The organism is Candidatus Poriferisodalis sp., assembly GCF_965204195.1.
In the GTDB taxonomy this organism is placed as follows: domain Bacteria; phylum Actinomycetota; class Acidimicrobiia; order Acidimicrobiales; family Poriferisodalaceae; genus Poriferisodalis.
This window is the reverse complement of the sequence record NZ_OZ241975.1, coordinates 3,209,691-3,224,927: the sequence shown is the minus strand read 5'-3', so window position 1 is coordinate 3,224,927 and position 15,237 is coordinate 3,209,691. Positions and strand designations below refer to the sequence as shown.

The 15,237-nt window shown below is 66.6% G+C and carries 13 protein-coding genes; 9 read left to right on the top strand and 4 right to left on the bottom strand.

Annotation, left to right across the window (positions count from 1 at the left end; all coding sequences use genetic code 11):
- Positions 1-17: 17 nt before the first annotated feature.
- Complete coding sequence (locus ACOGI8_RS14455; RefSeq protein ID WP_419854494.1) at positions 18-314, bottom strand: DUF1330 domain-containing protein; 297 nt, start codon at positions 312-314, stop codon at positions 18-20.
- An 88-nt stretch (positions 315-402) separates the two neighbouring features.
- Positions 403-2,139 (bottom strand): solute carrier family 23 protein, encoded by a 1,737-nt coding sequence (locus ACOGI8_RS14450; protein ID WP_419854493.1) that lies wholly within the window; start codon positions 2,137-2,139, stop codon positions 403-405.
- A gap of 161 nt (positions 2,140-2,300) precedes the next feature.
- Between ACOGI8_RS14450 and ACOGI8_RS14445 the strand changes: the two genes are divergently transcribed.
- The 7 genes from ACOGI8_RS14445 to ACOGI8_RS14415 all read left to right on the top strand — a co-directional run bounded on the left by ACOGI8_RS14445 (position 2,301) and on the right by ACOGI8_RS14415 (position 10,577).
- Positions 2,301-3,083 (top strand): alpha/beta hydrolase, encoded by a 783-nt coding sequence (locus tag ACOGI8_RS14445; protein ID WP_419854492.1) that lies wholly within the window; start codon positions 2,301-2,303, stop codon positions 3,081-3,083.
- Positions 3,084-3,143: 60 nt separating this feature from the next.
- Positions 3,144-4,292, top strand: a complete 1,149-nt coding sequence (locus tag ACOGI8_RS14440; RefSeq protein ID WP_419854491.1) for an ABC transporter permease — start codon at positions 3,144-3,146, stop codon at positions 4,290-4,292.
- Positions 4,289-5,221, top strand: coding sequence for an ABC transporter permease (locus tag ACOGI8_RS14435; protein ID WP_419854490.1), 933 nt, complete (start codon positions 4,289-4,291; stop codon positions 5,219-5,221). The genes ACOGI8_RS14440 and ACOGI8_RS14435 overlap by 4 nt, the downstream gene beginning before the upstream one ends.
- Before the next feature lie 179 nt (positions 5,222-5,400).
- Positions 5,401-6,498, top strand: coding sequence for a BMP family lipoprotein (locus ACOGI8_RS14430; protein WP_419854489.1), 1,098 nt, complete (start codon positions 5,401-5,403; stop codon positions 6,496-6,498).
- A gap of 85 nt (positions 6,499-6,583) precedes the next feature.
- Positions 6,584-8,188 (top strand): ABC transporter ATP-binding protein, encoded by a 1,605-nt coding sequence (locus ACOGI8_RS14425; protein WP_419854488.1) that lies wholly within the window; start codon positions 6,584-6,586, stop codon positions 8,186-8,188.
- Positions 8,189-8,254: 66 nt separating this feature from the next.
- The gene (locus ACOGI8_RS14420; RefSeq protein WP_419854487.1) at positions 8,255-9,421 is read left to right on the top strand and encodes an amidohydrolase family protein; all 1,167 of its coding nucleotides are present in this window, start codon (positions 8,255-8,257) and stop codon (positions 9,419-9,421) included.
- Positions 9,422-9,506: 85 nt separating this feature from the next.
- Positions 9,507-10,577 carry an LLM class flavin-dependent oxidoreductase gene (locus ACOGI8_RS14415; protein WP_419854486.1) on the top strand — a complete coding sequence of 357 codons (1,071 nt, stop codon included), beginning with the start codon at positions 9,507-9,509 and terminating at the stop codon, positions 10,575-10,577.
- 37 nt (positions 10,578-10,614) lie between these two features.
- Here ACOGI8_RS14415 and ACOGI8_RS14410 read toward each other — a convergent pair whose 3' ends face one another.
- Positions 10,615-11,820 (bottom strand): hypothetical protein, encoded by a 1,206-nt coding sequence (locus ACOGI8_RS14410; protein WP_419854485.1) that lies wholly within the window; start codon positions 11,818-11,820, stop codon positions 10,615-10,617.
- A gap of 88 nt (positions 11,821-11,908) precedes the next feature.
- Between ACOGI8_RS14410 and ACOGI8_RS14405 the strand changes: the two genes are divergently transcribed.
- Both ACOGI8_RS14405 and ACOGI8_RS14400 read left to right on the top strand, forming a co-directional pair.
- Positions 11,909-12,586 carry a dienelactone hydrolase family protein gene (locus tag ACOGI8_RS14405; protein WP_419854484.1) on the top strand — a complete coding sequence of 226 codons (678 nt, stop codon included), beginning with the start codon at positions 11,909-11,911 and terminating at the stop codon, positions 12,584-12,586.
- Between the two features lie 154 nt (positions 12,587-12,740).
- A complete protein-coding gene (locus ACOGI8_RS14400) occupies positions 12,741-14,348 on the top strand; it encodes a M1 family metallopeptidase (RefSeq protein ID WP_419854483.1) in 1,608 nt (535 codons plus the stop codon).
- On the opposite strand, the gene ACOGI8_RS14395 is transcribed toward ACOGI8_RS14400, so the two are convergent.
- Complete coding sequence (locus tag ACOGI8_RS14395) at positions 14,332-15,219, bottom strand: MaoC/PaaZ C-terminal domain-containing protein (RefSeq protein ID WP_419854482.1); 888 nt, start codon at positions 15,217-15,219, stop codon at positions 14,332-14,334. The genes ACOGI8_RS14400 and ACOGI8_RS14395 overlap by 17 nt on opposite strands.
- Positions 15,220-15,237: the final 18 nt, after the last annotated feature.

The following is a 15,237-nucleotide window of genomic DNA, read 5'->3' as shown; positions in this document are numbered from 1 at the left end:
CGCCGAGCGCGGCGGGATCACCCAGCGGCGACGCCCTCGACCATCACGACGTTGGAGCGGATTGCTCGGTCACGGAACTCGTCGAGCGCCGCGTACTCCGCGGAGCCGGCGAATGCACGTGCCCGATCGAAGCTCTCGAACTCGATGACCACGAGTCGTTGCGGCGCCCAGTCGCCGTGGATCGCCTCCAGCTGCCCGCCCCGAACGATGAAGCGGCCGTTGTGTGCTGCGACGGCCTCGGAGACCTTCTGGACGAACTCCGGGAGCCGTTCGCTGTCGACAATCTCGGCGTCGATGATGACGTATCCCTGCATATTCGCCGCTCCTGTGTGGTGGATGTTCGTGCAGTCTCCGGCACGCTAACCGGCGGCAGGCCGTCATGGCATCGGATGGCACATCACCTCAGGCGGTTGAACGCTCGATGGTGACGGTGACGACGTCGAGGCCGTAGTACCGGCGGTGCCGCACTGCAGCGGCGAGGTGCCGCAAGAGCCGGAACGACAGATCGCTCACGTCCGGCATCTGGGTTTCCTCGCCCATGAAGTCGATCCGGTCTTCGAGGTTCTCCTCGGTGAACAGCGCCAGGAACTCCAGCTCGACCGATCCGGGTTCGGGCCGCAGATTGAGCACGATTCGTGGCGGCGCTTCGCTGTCGTGGTCTTCGCGCAACTGCATCATCGCTGCGAGGGTTTCCTCGCCCGCCGCGCGCAGGCGTCCGATGGATGCGTCATCCCACCTGAGTGCGCGGCCGGCCTCGTGCAGGAACGCGTCGAGATCAGGCAGTGAGGAGAAGTCCAGCGCGGTCTCCAAGCGCCGTCGTCGGGCTGCTGTCAGATCGATCAGAGCCGTCAACCCGATGGCGACGATGACGCTGACGAGCACGCCGTTCGTCAGCACGACTGCCCACGGCGAGCCTGACGACGTTGCGAATCCGCCGTGGTTCTCCAACCCGACCGCTATCGACACGGCCAGGCCGACGACCAGCGCACGCTGCGGGGTCAACCCATCGCGGGTCGCAAGTCGCATGCCCTCGACGAAGAACAGGCTCATGATGACCATCAGGAGCGCACCGCTGACAGGGCGGGGGACGGTGGGCAGCGCGGCCACTGCCTTGGGCAGCAACGCCAGACCGACCAGCAAGGCACCCATGAAGGCGCCGACCCGCCGCGCTGCGACGCCCGTGAAGTTCATCAGCGCGACGGTCGACGGGAGATAGCCGACCGTGGGCGGGACGCCCGCGACCCCCGAGAGCAGCACGCCGGTGGTGCTGACGTTCAGCGTCTGCTGCACGCCGCGGAAGTCCACTGTCCGCGGCTCACGACGGCACGCCTGCTGGATCCCCGCGCCCTCGCCCGCAGCCCGGACAGCCACCACTGCGCTGACGACAAGGAAAACCGGCAGCAGCGACCAGAAGTCTCGGCTCAGGATCGAACCGAACCCGGGCCAGCCGGCGACGTTCGGCGGTTCGAACCACGAGGCCTCGACGAGAGGGCGAGGGTCGTACAGGCCCAGCGGCACGGCTGCGATGCACCCGACCGCGATTGCCAGCGGCAGGGCCCAGAGACGCCACAGTCCGGTGCCGCGCAGCATCAGCAGCGCGATGGCGGCAAGCACCGCCACGGCCACAACAGGTCCCGCGAACCCGGTCGTGCCTTCGGGCACATCGTCGAACCGTCGCACGGCGATGGGCATGGTTGAGAGTGCGATCGCCATGAACGCCACACCGGACACGACGGGGGTGATCAGCCTTCGCAGCCTCGCCAGCCAGGTTGCGGCGGCAAGCTGCACGAGCGAGGAGGCCACGATCAGGCTTGACATCAGCGCCACGCCGCCCGTGTCGACGGCGAGGACGCAGGCGGCAAGAAACGGGACCCCGGAGCCCATGAGCAGGAAACAGCCTGGGCCGACGCGCCCCCATCTCGAGGCGTGGAGTGCTACCACGATGCCCGCCACCGCCAGCGCGCCGACGATCGCCCATTCGGCGTAGCCGCCGTCGTCGTTGAACGCCGCCGCGAAGAGAATGACGTTGGCGGTGACGTTGGCAACGATCAGGACGGTGCCTTGGAATGCCGTATTGAGCGTCAGCAGCAGCGGCGCACGCTCATCGGGCTCGTAGCGGATGTGCTCGTTCGCCGCCATATGCGCTTCCGCTGGATCCGAGTGGATTGATCCGTGGAAGTCTGCATGTTGGCGGCTGGTCATGTCGAGGGCACTGCGGGGCTGCTGGCAGTTGTTCGCGTCGGCGACGGCCTGACGATGACCAGCCCCAAGCCATAGCCCTCCGCAATAGCATCCCGGCCGTGAACGATCAGGCTGCGTGGCCCATCGAGACGCACATCCTGCACAGGGACGATGCCGACCGCAGCTACCAGCTCTGGGTGGCGCTCCCGATGGGCTACCGGCCCGACGCGACCAACCCGTACCCGCTGGTGGTGTGCTGCGATGCGCCGTGGACCTTCGGGACCGCGGTGGACACCACGCGCATCCTGTCGATGTCGCGGGAGACGCCCCGCTGCGTGGTGGCCGGCATCGCGCACGACACCCCCGACATGCGCGAGATGCTCGACCTGCGGGCCATCGACTACACGGTGACGCCGGCCGAGGCCCCGCCGATGACGGGTATCCGGGCGCCCGCTGCCGAGACGGGTCAGGCAGAGCCATTCCGCCAATGGCTGGCCAGCGACGTGATGCCGCTGCTGTACGACCGCTACCACGTCGGCGAGCCCACCTACGTCGGTCATTCGTTCACGGCGTTGTTCGGCCTGCACGTGCTGTTCAACGCACCCGACATGTTCGCCCGCTACCTGCTGGCCAGCCCGTCGGTGTGGTGGGACTACGAGGTCATGTTCCGTCTCGAGGACGAGCACCACGCCGCTGGCGGCGATCCCGCTGTGAAGGTGTTCATGTCGATGGGGGAGCACGAGACCGACGAGTACTCGCCCCAAGCCAAGTTCTGGGATCAATTCTCCGCACGCGGCTACCGCAACATCGACTCGACCTGGCATGTCTTCCCGGGCGAGAACCACAACACCGTGGTCGGCCCAGCCGTCAGCCGGGGGCTCCGGTCCCTCTACGCCGACTGACCGCCTGCCGAGGCTCTAAGTTCGCGTGATCGCGAGCGGGAACGCAGAAGGCGACGGGGGATGGCGCGGGTAGCACCAGAAGTCGATGACACAGACGCGCCCCGCGACCTAGCCGTCAGCCGGCTGGCGCGGCTGATGCGCCCCTTCGTGGGCGTTGCCGTGCCTGCGTTCGCCGCGGTCGCCGCCCTGCTGGTGGGCGCCGTCATGCTGCTCGCCTTCGGCGCAAACCCGCTGGTGGCCTACGGCGAGCTGGTGACGGGTGCCTTCGGCAGTGCCGACAACCTTGCCGACACCGCGGTGCGGGCGATGCCGCTGGCTCTCGTCGGTGTCGGCATCTGCATCGCCTTCCGTACCGACGTGATCAACATCGGCGGCGAGGGTCAGATCATCCTGGGCGCGATCGCCGCCACGGTCACTTCGATGGCCTTCGACGACGTGCCGCGGGTGCTGCTGGTGCCCATGGTGATCGTCGCCGGGGCGATCGGCGGCGGCTTCTGGGGTGCGATTCCCGGGGCGCTCAAGGCCTATGCGGGCGTCAACGAGATCTTGTCCACCATCATGATGAACCTCGTTGCGTTCCACTTCTTGAGCTTCCTGCTCCAGGATCTCCTGATCGAACCGGGTGCCATCAAGATCCAGCAGACGCGCCGGCTCAGCCCCAACGCCGACTTGCCCCTGCTCCCCGGAGGAACCCGGCTGCACATCGGCGTGCTCATCGCGATCCTGGTCGCAGTGCTGGGCTACCTGCTGCTGTTCCGCAGCGCGCTCGGCATGCGGTTGCGGGCAGTCGGTCACAACCCCGACGCCTCCCAGTACGCCGGCATGGCCGTCAAGAAGAGCGTCACCCAAGCGCTCGCGTTCAGTGGGGCCTGCTGCGGCATTGCCGGCGCGGTGCTGGTGTTCGGCAGCGAGTCGCACCGGCTGATCGGCGAGGGCGGCGCGGCAGCCTTCACGCAGAACGCCGGCTTCAACGGCATCGTGGCGGCGCTGTTCGGTGCGCTCCATCCGATCTTCACGGTGCCTGCGTCATTCCTGTTCGGCGGGATGCTCACCGGCGGCAGCGACATGCAACGGGCAATCCAAGTGCCCGCAGCCTTGGTAGTGGCGCTGAACGGCGTCGTGGTGGTGTTCGTGGTGGGGAGCTTGCGGCTGCGGGATCGGCTCAGAACCTGGGCAGGGGGCATCTCGAGCTACGGGGGCCGAGCATGAGCGACTTCTTCACCGTGAGCGTGCTCGTCGCCACCCTGGCGTCCGGCATCCGACTGGCGACGCCGTTCCTGCTGGCGGCACTGGGTGAGACCATCGGTCAACGAGCCGGCGTGCTGAATCTGGGTGTCGAGGGTGTGATGCTGATCGGCGCGTACGCCGCCTACATCACGGCGCTGCGGACCGGCAGTGTTGTCGCTGGCGTGATTGCGGCCATGGCCGCCGGTGCGGCGATGGGCGTGGTGTATGCCTTCATCACCGTGGTCATGCACGCCACCCAGGGCATCAGCGGCATCGGCATCTTCCTGTTCGGTCTCGGCTTCACCGATCTGCTCTTCCGTCAACAAGTGGGCACGCCGGTGCCGATCGACGGTCTTCGGGGTCTCGACATGGGCTGGCTCTCGGACTTGCCGGTCGTGGGGGAGCTGTTCTTCCAGCACAGCGTTCTCACCTACGTGGCGTTCGCTCTGGTGCCGGTGGTGTGGTTCGCCATGAACCGCACGACCTTCGGGCTGAACGTGCGAGCCGTGGGCGAGACCCCCGAGGCCGCAGACACCCTTGGCGTGCGCGTCAACGTGGTGCGCACACAGGCGATCATCATCGGCAACCTGATGGCGGGCCTCGCGGGAGGCACCCTGGCGCTCGACGTCGGCATCTTCCAGCAGAACCTCACCTCCGGCCAAGGGTTCATCGCCGTGGCACTCGTGTACTTCGGGGCGTGGCGCTCGAGCGGTGTGATGGCCGGGGCGCTGCTGTTCGGCGTTGTGTCGTCGACCGTGCTGCAGCTCAAGACGCTCGGCATCATCGTCGGCGCCAACTCGACCATCGCTGCGATGGCACCCGCGATCTTGACCATCGTGGTGCTCGTGCTGGTCAGCCGTCGCATCGGGGCGCCGTCGGCGCTGACGGTTCCGTTCGATCGAGATAACTGACGCGGACGCGCCGACCACCCGCACGTGGGGACGCGTATGAATCTCCGTGCGGAGGAGCATCGCGCCCTTTCGGGGTCGCCTAGCATCACCTGCAGGCCCGGGGCTCCGCCGAGCCGCGCCGCACTGCAGCGATCAGATCCGGCGAGAGCCCGCGACACGGCCGATCCGGGAGGGGTCACATGTTCAGACACACCACACGCAGATCGCTCGCAGCCAAGCTCGTAGCGGTCGCCGCAGTCGTACTGCTGCTCGCCGCGGGCTGCGGCGGTGATGAGGAAGACGCAGGCACCACTGAGGCACCGGAGGAGACTCCGCAGGTCACAGAAGCGGAGGACATGCCCGCGGACGAAGAAGAAGATATGCCCGCCGACGAGGAAGAAATGGCGCCACTGCGGATTGCCATCGTCGCGCCGAGCGCCAGCAACGACTTGGCCTTCACCCAGAGCATGGTGGACGCTGTGAACGCGATCGCCGCTGAGCGCGAGGTAGAGATTGCCATTACCGATGGCACCTTCATCGTGGAAGAAGCCGGTGCCGCGATCCGCGGCTATGCCGAGGACGGCTATGACCTGGTGATCGCGCACGGCAGCCAGTACGGCGGCCCGCTGGAGGGGATCGCGCCTGACTTCCCCGACACCTCGTTCGCCTGGGGCACAGCGGTCGACACCAAGGGCTTGGACAACGTGTTCGCATATACCGTGCGATCGGACGAGGGCGGCTACGTGTCGGGCACTGTCGCAGCGCAGATCACCGAAACCGGGGTTGTCGGCGTGATCGGGCCGATCGAGGTCGGCGATGCCAAGCTCTACGTGGACGGCTTCGTAGCCGGTGTAGCGGCGCAGGACTCGTCGGTGACTACCAACGTCGTGTACACCGACTCGTTCAGCGATGTGGCGCTGGCGGCCGAAGCGGCCGAGGCCCATATCTCCAACAGTGCCGACGTGCTGACCGGCTCGGCGCAGATGGTCGTGGGAGCGACTGGTGTGGCCGGCGAGCACGGTGGCGTGGCGTGGTTCGGCACCCAGGCCAACCAGACGGCGCTCGGCGAAGACTTCGTGGTCGCCTCGCAGGTGTACCACTGGGAGGTGCTGCTGGCCGAGATGATCTCCAAGATCGAGAACGGAACGCTCGGCGGCGAGGTGCTGACAGCGACGCTCGCCAACGGCGGCATTGTCATCGAGTTCAACGACGGCTACGGGCTTGACGCCGCGATCCAAGAGGCTGCCGAGGCAACCATCGCTGGCATCGTGGACGGCTCGATCTCGACCGGCCAATAGCAGGCGGGACCAACTTGAACGACCAGCATCGACAAGCCGGGCACGCCGAGCGGATTCCGCTGGCCTGATCGGCAGCACTTCGGGGATGGTCGAACCAACAGACAACTCGGCGGCCGGGGCCACGGTGCCACGCTCAGCTGCGGCTGGGCCGCAGCACGAGGTCCCGGCCTCGCCGATGCTGGAGATGACCGGCATCACCAAGCGATTCCCGGGTGTCATCGCGAATGAGGACGTCGATCTGGTCGTTCAGCCCGGCCAGGTGCACACGCTGCTGGGGGAGAACGGGGCCGGCAAGAGCACGCTGGTGAAGATTCTCTACGGCCTGTACCGACCCGACGAGGGCGAGATCAGGATCCAGGGAGAGCCGGTCGAGATTCCCTCGCCGGCCGCCGCGATCGACCACGGCATCGGCATGATCCACCAGCACTTCATGCTGGTGCCGACGCTGACGGTGGCCGAGAACGTGGCGCTGGGCCTGCACGGGCGCCGAGGTCTGGCGGACATGGGTCCGGTACGGGAACGGCTGATGGAGGTATCCGAGCGCCACGGGCTCGCCATCGACCCCGATGCGTACATCTGGCAGCTCGCCGTCGGCGAGCGTCAGCGAGCGGAGATTCTCAAGGCGCTCTACCGGGATGCACGGCTTCTGGTCCTCGACGAGCCGACGGCGGTGCTCACACCACCCGAAGTCGACGACCTGTTTGCCACGCTGCGATCGCTGACCGACGAAGGCCGCGGGCTCATCTTCATTTCCCACAAGCTGGCCGAGGTCATGGTCATCTCCGACCAGATCACGGTGCTGCGAGACGGTCGGGTTGTGGGACGCACCACGCCGGCAGAAACCACGCGTGAGGGTTTGGCGTCGATGATGGTGGGACGAGAGGTGCGGCTGGGCCGCGAGGTGCTTGATCAGGACGCCGGCGACCAGCGTCTGATAGTGGACCGCCTGCACGTCCGCGGTGACCGCGGGAACATCTCGCTCGACGACTTTTCGGTGCAGGTGGCGAGCGGGGAGATCGTCGGCATTGCCGGCGTGTCGGGCAACGGGCAGCGCGAACTCGCCGAGGCGATCTTCGGCCTGCGACCCATCGAGTCGGGCAGCGTGCAGATTCGTGGCGAGACCATCGCCACGCCGTCACCGAAACAGGTGCGAAGGCGCGGCATGGCGTTCGTGCCCGAGGAACGTATGCGCCACGGCGCCGTCGGCGAGATGAGCGTGTCGGAGAACCTGATGCTCGTCGACTACGACAAGCCGCCCTTCGTTCGCGGTGGGCTGCTCCAGTTCGGCACCATTGCTGAGCGCTGCTGGGAGCTGGTGCGCCGCTTCACGGTGAAAACCCCAGCGCTGAGCACCGAAACCTCGCACTTGTCGGGAGGCAACATCCAGAAGGTGGTCATTGCCCGGGAATTCTCGGCCGACGCCGATGTGCTCGTCGTGGCACAGCCGACCCGCGGAATTGACATCGGCGCGGCCGAATATGTGCACGAGCGCCTGCTGGAAAAGCGCACGGCCGGTGCAGCGATCCTGCTCATCACCGAGGATCTCGACGAGGCCCTGCAGCTCTCGGATCGAGTTGTCGTGCTCTTCGAAGGCAAGGCCATGTGCGATTTGCCTCGCTCGGAGGCCACTACCGACCGCGTCGGCCTGCTGATGACCGGCGTCAGCGAGGAGGCTCCCGCGCCCGCCTGATCGTTGAGCGCCGGGCCTCGGGAGTGGGGCAGAATGGGCGCACAGGGGCAATGGGGAGGCCGTGACATGACGGTGACCGAGACCACATCCGCAACCCAGGACCGCAGCCGCGGACCCAGGCCGGCCAACGGCAAGGTGCCGGTGTACGACGCGGACGCGCATATCGCCGAGCCGACGTCGGTGTGGGAGGAGTACGCCGATCCCAAGTACCGGGATCTGATCGCGCAGTGCCGGATCATGGACGACGGCAGCGATGCCATGTTCGTCGAGGGCAAGAGGCTGCGCAACGGCATCGCGCCGGCCTGCATCCCGGACGCATACGGCACTGATGTCACTTGGGACGACATCGTGCCCGGCAGTTACGACCCGGCCGCTCGCTTGTCGGTGATGGACGACGAGGGCCTCGACGCGGCGCTGATGTTCCCGTCGCTCATGTTGATCTCGGGTGACATCAACGACCCCGACATCGCCGTCGAGAATGCCCGTGCCTACAACCGCTGGATGACCGACTTCTGCTCGGAGGATCCGAACCGGCTGTTCGGCATGGGCGTGTGCCCGCTGCAGTCGATCGACGGGGCAGTCGAGGTGATCGAAGAGGTCGCCAACGCGGGCTTGACCGGCATCACATTCCGCCCCGAGCGCTATCAAGGTCTTGAGCTGTTCTCCGACGAGATGAACCGAGTGTGGTCCGCAGCCGAGCACCACGACCTGACCGTCGGCATCCACGGCAGCTTCGGCTCGAGCATGCCGAGCTTCGCCAAAACCCGCTATGAGAACCAGTTCTATGTCCATATGGTCTGCCACCCGTTCGAGCAGATGGCCTCGGTGATGGAGATGGTGTCCTCCGGCGTGCTCGACGACCACCCCATGCTGCGGGTGGGCTTCTTCGAGTCCGGCCTGGGCTGGTTGCCGTACTGGCTCGATCGCCTCGACGAGCACAAGGAGGCCATGGGCCACCTCGTGCCGCGGCTCAAGCGCGACCCCACGGAGATCTTCTCCGAGCAGTGCTTCGTGACCATGGAAGCCGGCGAGGGCGAGGCCTTCGAGCAGGTCGCCGCGATGGGCCTGGCGCACACCGTGGTGTGGGGCTCGGACTACCCCCACTACGACTGCACCTTCCCCGGCGCACTCGCCGAGCTGAACGAAACCTTCGAGAGCTTCGACGACGAGGTGAGCAGCCTGCGCGACGAGGTCGTCTACACCAACGCCCGCCGCTTCATGGGGCTCTCGTAGCCCCATGAACATCAGGCACAGCATGGGGCTCTCGTAGCCCCAAACCGCCAGCGCCTCTCACACCCAGCATCAAGAAGGGGGGGCAATGGAGTTCGGGATCTGTCTGCATTCGAAGATCGACGACATCGACTTGGTGGTCCGGGCCGAGAACCTGGGCTTCGATGCGGCCTGGTTCGCCGACTCACAGATGCTGTGGTCTGACTGCTACTCGTGCATGGCACTGGCAGCCGATCGCACCACGCGCATCAAGCTGGGTACTGGTGTATCGGTCGTCGATACTCGGGTCGCGCCGGTCACAGCGCACAGCATCGCCACCATCAACGTGTTGGCTCCCGGTCGAACGTTCCTGGGCGTGGGTAACGGCTTCACGGCGTGGCGGCTGATGGCACGGAAGCCAGCGCGCCTAGTCGAGTTCGAGGCGTTCCTCGACACCACACGTCGACTGCTCAGGGGCGAAGAAGCACCGTTCACCCACGGGGGGAAGACCACTGACGTCGCGTTCCAGATGGCCGAGCTGGGGTTCGTCAACGTGATCGATCCGGTGCCGATGCACGTTTCGGCGTTCGGGCCGAAGGGGCAGGCCCTCGCCGGTGCGTACGGTGACGGCCTGATCGCAGCGGTGCCTCCCCAGCGCAGTGCAGTTGAGCGTTGCCTGGCAAATGCTGCAGGCGGCGCCGCCGGTGCCGGTCGCGAGTTCGACGAGGACAGCTTCCAGATGACGACGTTGACGGCGATGGCGGTGCTCGAGCCGGGTGAGGACCTCACCTCGGATCGTGTCGTCGAGCAATGTGGACCGATGGCGGTGATGGGCCTTCACTATGCCTATGAGCGTTTCCGCCAGTTCGGGGTCGATCCGCCGCCTCACCTCCGAAGCGTGTGGGACGACTACGTCGCGTTGGTGGAGCAGAGTCCGGAAGCCGAACGCCACTATCGCATCCATGCTGGCCACGGCACGTATCTGCACCCCGACGAGGTTCAGTTCGCGACTCCGGAGCTCATCGAAGCAGCCTGCATCGTGGGCCAGGCCGATCAGTTGGTGGAGAAGATCTCCGAGCTTGAGGCTGCCGGTCTCGATCAGCTGATGGTGCTGCCGAGCTTCGCGTCCCGCTACCGAGCTGCCGAGGAGATCGGGTCGTTGATAAAGCGGTCAGGCTGAGGTGGGGGGGGGTCTCGTAGCCCCGGACTGAGGTGCTTCAGGGCGTTTCGGTGACCAACGTCCGGTGGTAGACGGCTCGCACGGCTAGCGCCTCGCGCAACTCACCGGTCATGTCGTCGGCGAACTCCGAGCGATAACTGGCATCGTTCATGACCGACACGGCGAACTGCAGGCCGGAGAACAGCCCGATGAAGGCTGCCACCAACACCAACTGGCGGCTGAACAGCAGTTCCTCGCCCCACAGCGGCACACGCACCGCCCACGACTCTGCCCAGGTGAGCTGGCTCAACGTGGTCCACTGCATCAACGTGCTCTCGCGCACGGTGAACATGCCGAACAGCACGTAGAAGCCGGTGACGATCCCCGCCACGAGCACGGTCTGGATGCTCTGAGCCACGAACAGCAGCAGGCTGACATTGGAGCGGGCCCGGCGTCCCAGCGGCGGCGCATCCGGCGGGGGCGCATCGTCGGCAGGCACCAAGTGGGCCACCGGCGTGTCTGCGCAGCGAGAGCGCACGTCGACCCAGGAGGAGAAGCGAGCAAGGTCCACGGCAAGGCGCCGCACAGAGACGCCCAGGAACAGCGCCCCGACGGCGACGAGCAGGCCGGCCACCATGGCGAAGAACGGAAGTGTGAAGTCGTGGGCCACCTGCCACATCTCGGCATTGAGGAAGATGAACGCCGAGAACACCAGCAGGATCGGAAGCGACTTGGCCAGCAGCGTCGTCATTTGACCCACCTGGCGCCACAACTGACCCACCGACCAACGCACCATCGGCACCAGGCCCCAGCTGGTCACCACATATGCGCCACCGAGCAGCACCACATTCAGACCCAAGGTGAACGCCGCATCGACGATGACCGCGTTAGCCGATCCCAGGCCGGCGAACACGGCGCCGAGTCCGAGATAGGCCAGCACCTCCCACGGACCGAACCGCTCGGGCAGCTGAAATAGACGCCGGCCGCGGATGCGGTTCACGAGCGCCATGGCCCCCGCCATTGCCGCCAAGCCCACCACGAAGATGCCCGCTTGGGCCCAGCCCGTCCACCGGTCGCCCAATACCAAGAAGAACTCGATGAACACCACGAACGCCAAGAACGGCGCGGCGCGGGTGAGCACGTCGGTGGTTGCGGAATAGTCGTGAATCAGCTGCGGCAGCCCTTGGCGCACGAACCACCGCTCGCACCGGTGTCGCTCGGCGGCGAGGTCGCGCTCGTGGCGTGCGTCACCCACGTACTCCATGACGCAGCACCTTAGGAAACCCAGAGACGGCGGCCAAAGTGGCGGTGCCGAGCCATCGGCAGTGCTCGGGCCGCTAGACATTGGCGCCATGGGACAGACGATTTCCTTGACAGCTTCAGACGGCGTGACGTTCAGCGCCTACCGGGCCGAGCCATCGGGGCCACCGAAGGGCGGCGTGGTGGTCGTGCAGGAGATCTTCGGGGTGAACGACCACATCCGCAGCGTTGCCGACGGCTATGCCGCCGACGGCTACCTGGCGGTGGCGCCGGCACTGTTCGACCGCGTGCGGGGCGGGGTTGAGCTGGGCTACAACGCGGAGGGCATCGATGTCGGCCGCAAGATCGCCTTCGAAGATCTGACCGTGGACCAGGTGATGGCCGACATCTCGGCTGCCGCCGACTGCGCTGCCGAGGGCGGCAAGGTCGGCATTGTCGGCTATTGCTGGGGCGGGTCGATGTGCTACGTGGCCTCAGCCCGTCTGGCCGACAAGATCGCTGCGGCGTCGGGTTACTACGGCGGGCAGATCATGCCGCACCTCGACGAGCGGCCCACCGCCCCGCTATTGCTGCACTTCGGCACCGAAGACCAGGGCATCCCGCTCGAGAACGTGCATGCCATTGATGAGCGCTGGGATCACATCACCGTGCATGTCTACGACGGTGCCGATCACGGCTTCAACTGCGATGCCCGAGCCAGCTTTCACCCCGATGCCGCGGCGCTGGCCAAGCAGCGCACCCTCGATCACTTCGCGGCGCATCTGAGCTGAACCGCCAGTTTCGCCCGGGCGTCGTCGAGCGCCCACGAGCCGAGCGCCAGCGCGACGACACTTCATCGGACACGTCTGCAAGAGTGACGCCGATGGCCAGCGTGACGGCACTTCGCTGCGCACATCCGAGAGAGTGACTCCGATGCACAGGTGGATGAAGGCAGCTGTGCCCGCGCTTGCCGTCGCGCTGGCATTCTCGGCCTGCAGCACCGGTGAGGATGATGCGGTCCCGGCAGCGACGACTCCGCCGCCCGATACGTCCCCGGCTGTCACGACGACTGCCGCCTCACCGGCCACGACGGCGCTTCCGTCCGAGACCACTGCGCCGCCACCTACGACTGCAGCGCCAGAGCCCACGTCGACTGCGGCGCCCGAAGCCGACATCACCGATGCGGGTGCGGCAGCGGCTTCCGACACGTCACCGCCGTTGGGCGCAGGCGCCGGCGACAGCTTCTACCCGTGGCTCGGCAACAGCGGCTACGACGTCACTCACTACGACCTGGTGCTCAATGTCGACCCGGTCGCCAACACCCTCGAGGGCATCACGACCGTTCACGCAGTGTCCACCCGCGAGCTCGAGACGATCTACTTGGATCTGTCCGGACTCGAGGTGAGCGCTGTGAAGGTGGACGGCGCCCCAGCAGAGTTCTCGCGCGAACGCGCCGAATTGATCGTGCAACCGGCGCCACCGATCGCCGCCGGAGCTGGCTTCACTGTCGAGATTGCGTACTCCGGCGTGCCCGAACGCATTGACGACCCGGGCGTGCCGTTCGCCCGCATCGGCTGGTTCAACGAAGGCGGCGTGATCTTCACTGTCAACGAGCCGTCGGGTGCCATGTCGTGGTTCCCGTCGAACAATCACCCGACCGACAAGGCCACGTTCACCATCAGCATCACGGTGCCCGAGCACTTGACGGCGGCATCGACAGGTGTGCTCGCCGAGGAGTCGGCGGCCGACGGTCGCCGCACGTTCGCTTGGCAGATGAACCACCCGATGGCCACCTATCTGGCTGCCGTGTACATCGGCGAGTTCGAGCGCCACACCCAGCAGACGCGCGAGGGCCTGCTGATCCGCGACTACATCCCGAGCGCACTCACCGACGCGGAGCGTCAGGTCACGCTCGAAGCCCTGTCCGTCACGCCAGGCGCCGTCCAATTCTTCGAAGAGCTACTGGGCCCGTACCCCTTTGATGCGTACGGCACACTCGTGCTGCCGTTCAGCGTTGGCTTCGCGATGGAGAATCAGACGCTCTCGCTGCACGGCAACCAGACGCTGACCCCGCTGATCATCGCTCACGAGTTGGCGCACCAGTGGTTCGGCAACTCAGTGTCGCCGGGGGACTGGAGCGACATCTGGCTCAACGAGGGATTCGCCCACTACCTGGCCTTCCTGTACCTCGCCGACCATGAAGGCCATGACATCGGCGCGCTGATGGCCAACGAACTGCGGGCAGCGCGCCGCGCGGGCGCAGCGCCGCCCGGCAGCGTCACGGTGGAGCAGCTGTTCGACTTCCCGTCCGTCTACCAGCGGTCGACGCTGACCCTGCATGCGCTGCATCGCCATGTCGGCGACGAGACGTTCTTCGAGATGCTGCGGCAGCACTACCTGCGGTCCGCCGGGAGCAGCGCGACCACGCCCGATTTCATGGCGATCGTGGCGCAACTCGGCGGGCCAGAAGCCGTGGCCCTGCTCGCCTCGTGGCTCTACAGCCCCGAGATCCCCTCGACCCTGGACGGATCGGCATCTAGCTCAGGAAGATGACACCCCGGTCCACTGCGGCGCCGCCTTCGGCGTTGAGCACGTCGAAGCGGACGGCCTGCGTGGCGCCGCCATCGCTGACGGGCACCACGTCCCAGACGCGCGCGGTGATGGTCGAGGGCATGAGCACCATGGCGCGGAAGCGGCAGACGATCCGGCGGACGCGGCGCGGATCGCCGTCGGCAACGGCGTCGACAACCGCCGAGACGCCCAGCGCCAGCGTGGCGGTGCCGTGCAGGATGATGCCGGGCAGCCCGGCCTTGCGCGCAACGGCCGCGTCAGTGTGGATCGGGTTCCAGATGCGAGCGCACTCGGTGTAGGAATGCGCAGCGCCGTGTGCGACTGGCACCGGAATCTCGGCGAGCGGCTCGGCGGGCAGGTCGCCGAAGTCGGGCTCGGCAGGGGCGTCGGGATCGGGCCTGTTGCCACCGGCGGTCTCGACGTTGAGGAATACCCCGCCTTGGTACGTCGTGGCAACTGGCTTCCCGTTGGCATCAGCAGTGTCGATGCGCATGGTCTGGTAAGTGCCGGGTTTGCGCTGCTCGACACCGGTGTAGGTGACGCTGGTGGTGAGATGGTCGCCGGGGCGCACCAGCCGGTGCACCGTCAAATCATGCGTGGCGTGCACGGAGCGCTGGACCTCGTCGGGTGTGATGCCCCACCGGTCCGAGATGTCGCGACCTGCCACGATGACCGGCCACTCCGGGCATACGGCGAACATCGGGTGCGCCACCACGCCGTCGTCGGCCAGCGTGTCGAAATAGCAATCGTGGGTGTCGCCGAGCGACGCCGCATAGGCCATCGTCCAGCGCTCGTCCACATCATGGGTGATCGGCCCGATCACCTCGCCAACCATGTCTGAAGGAACCGGCATCGTGCTTCCCCTCGCTTT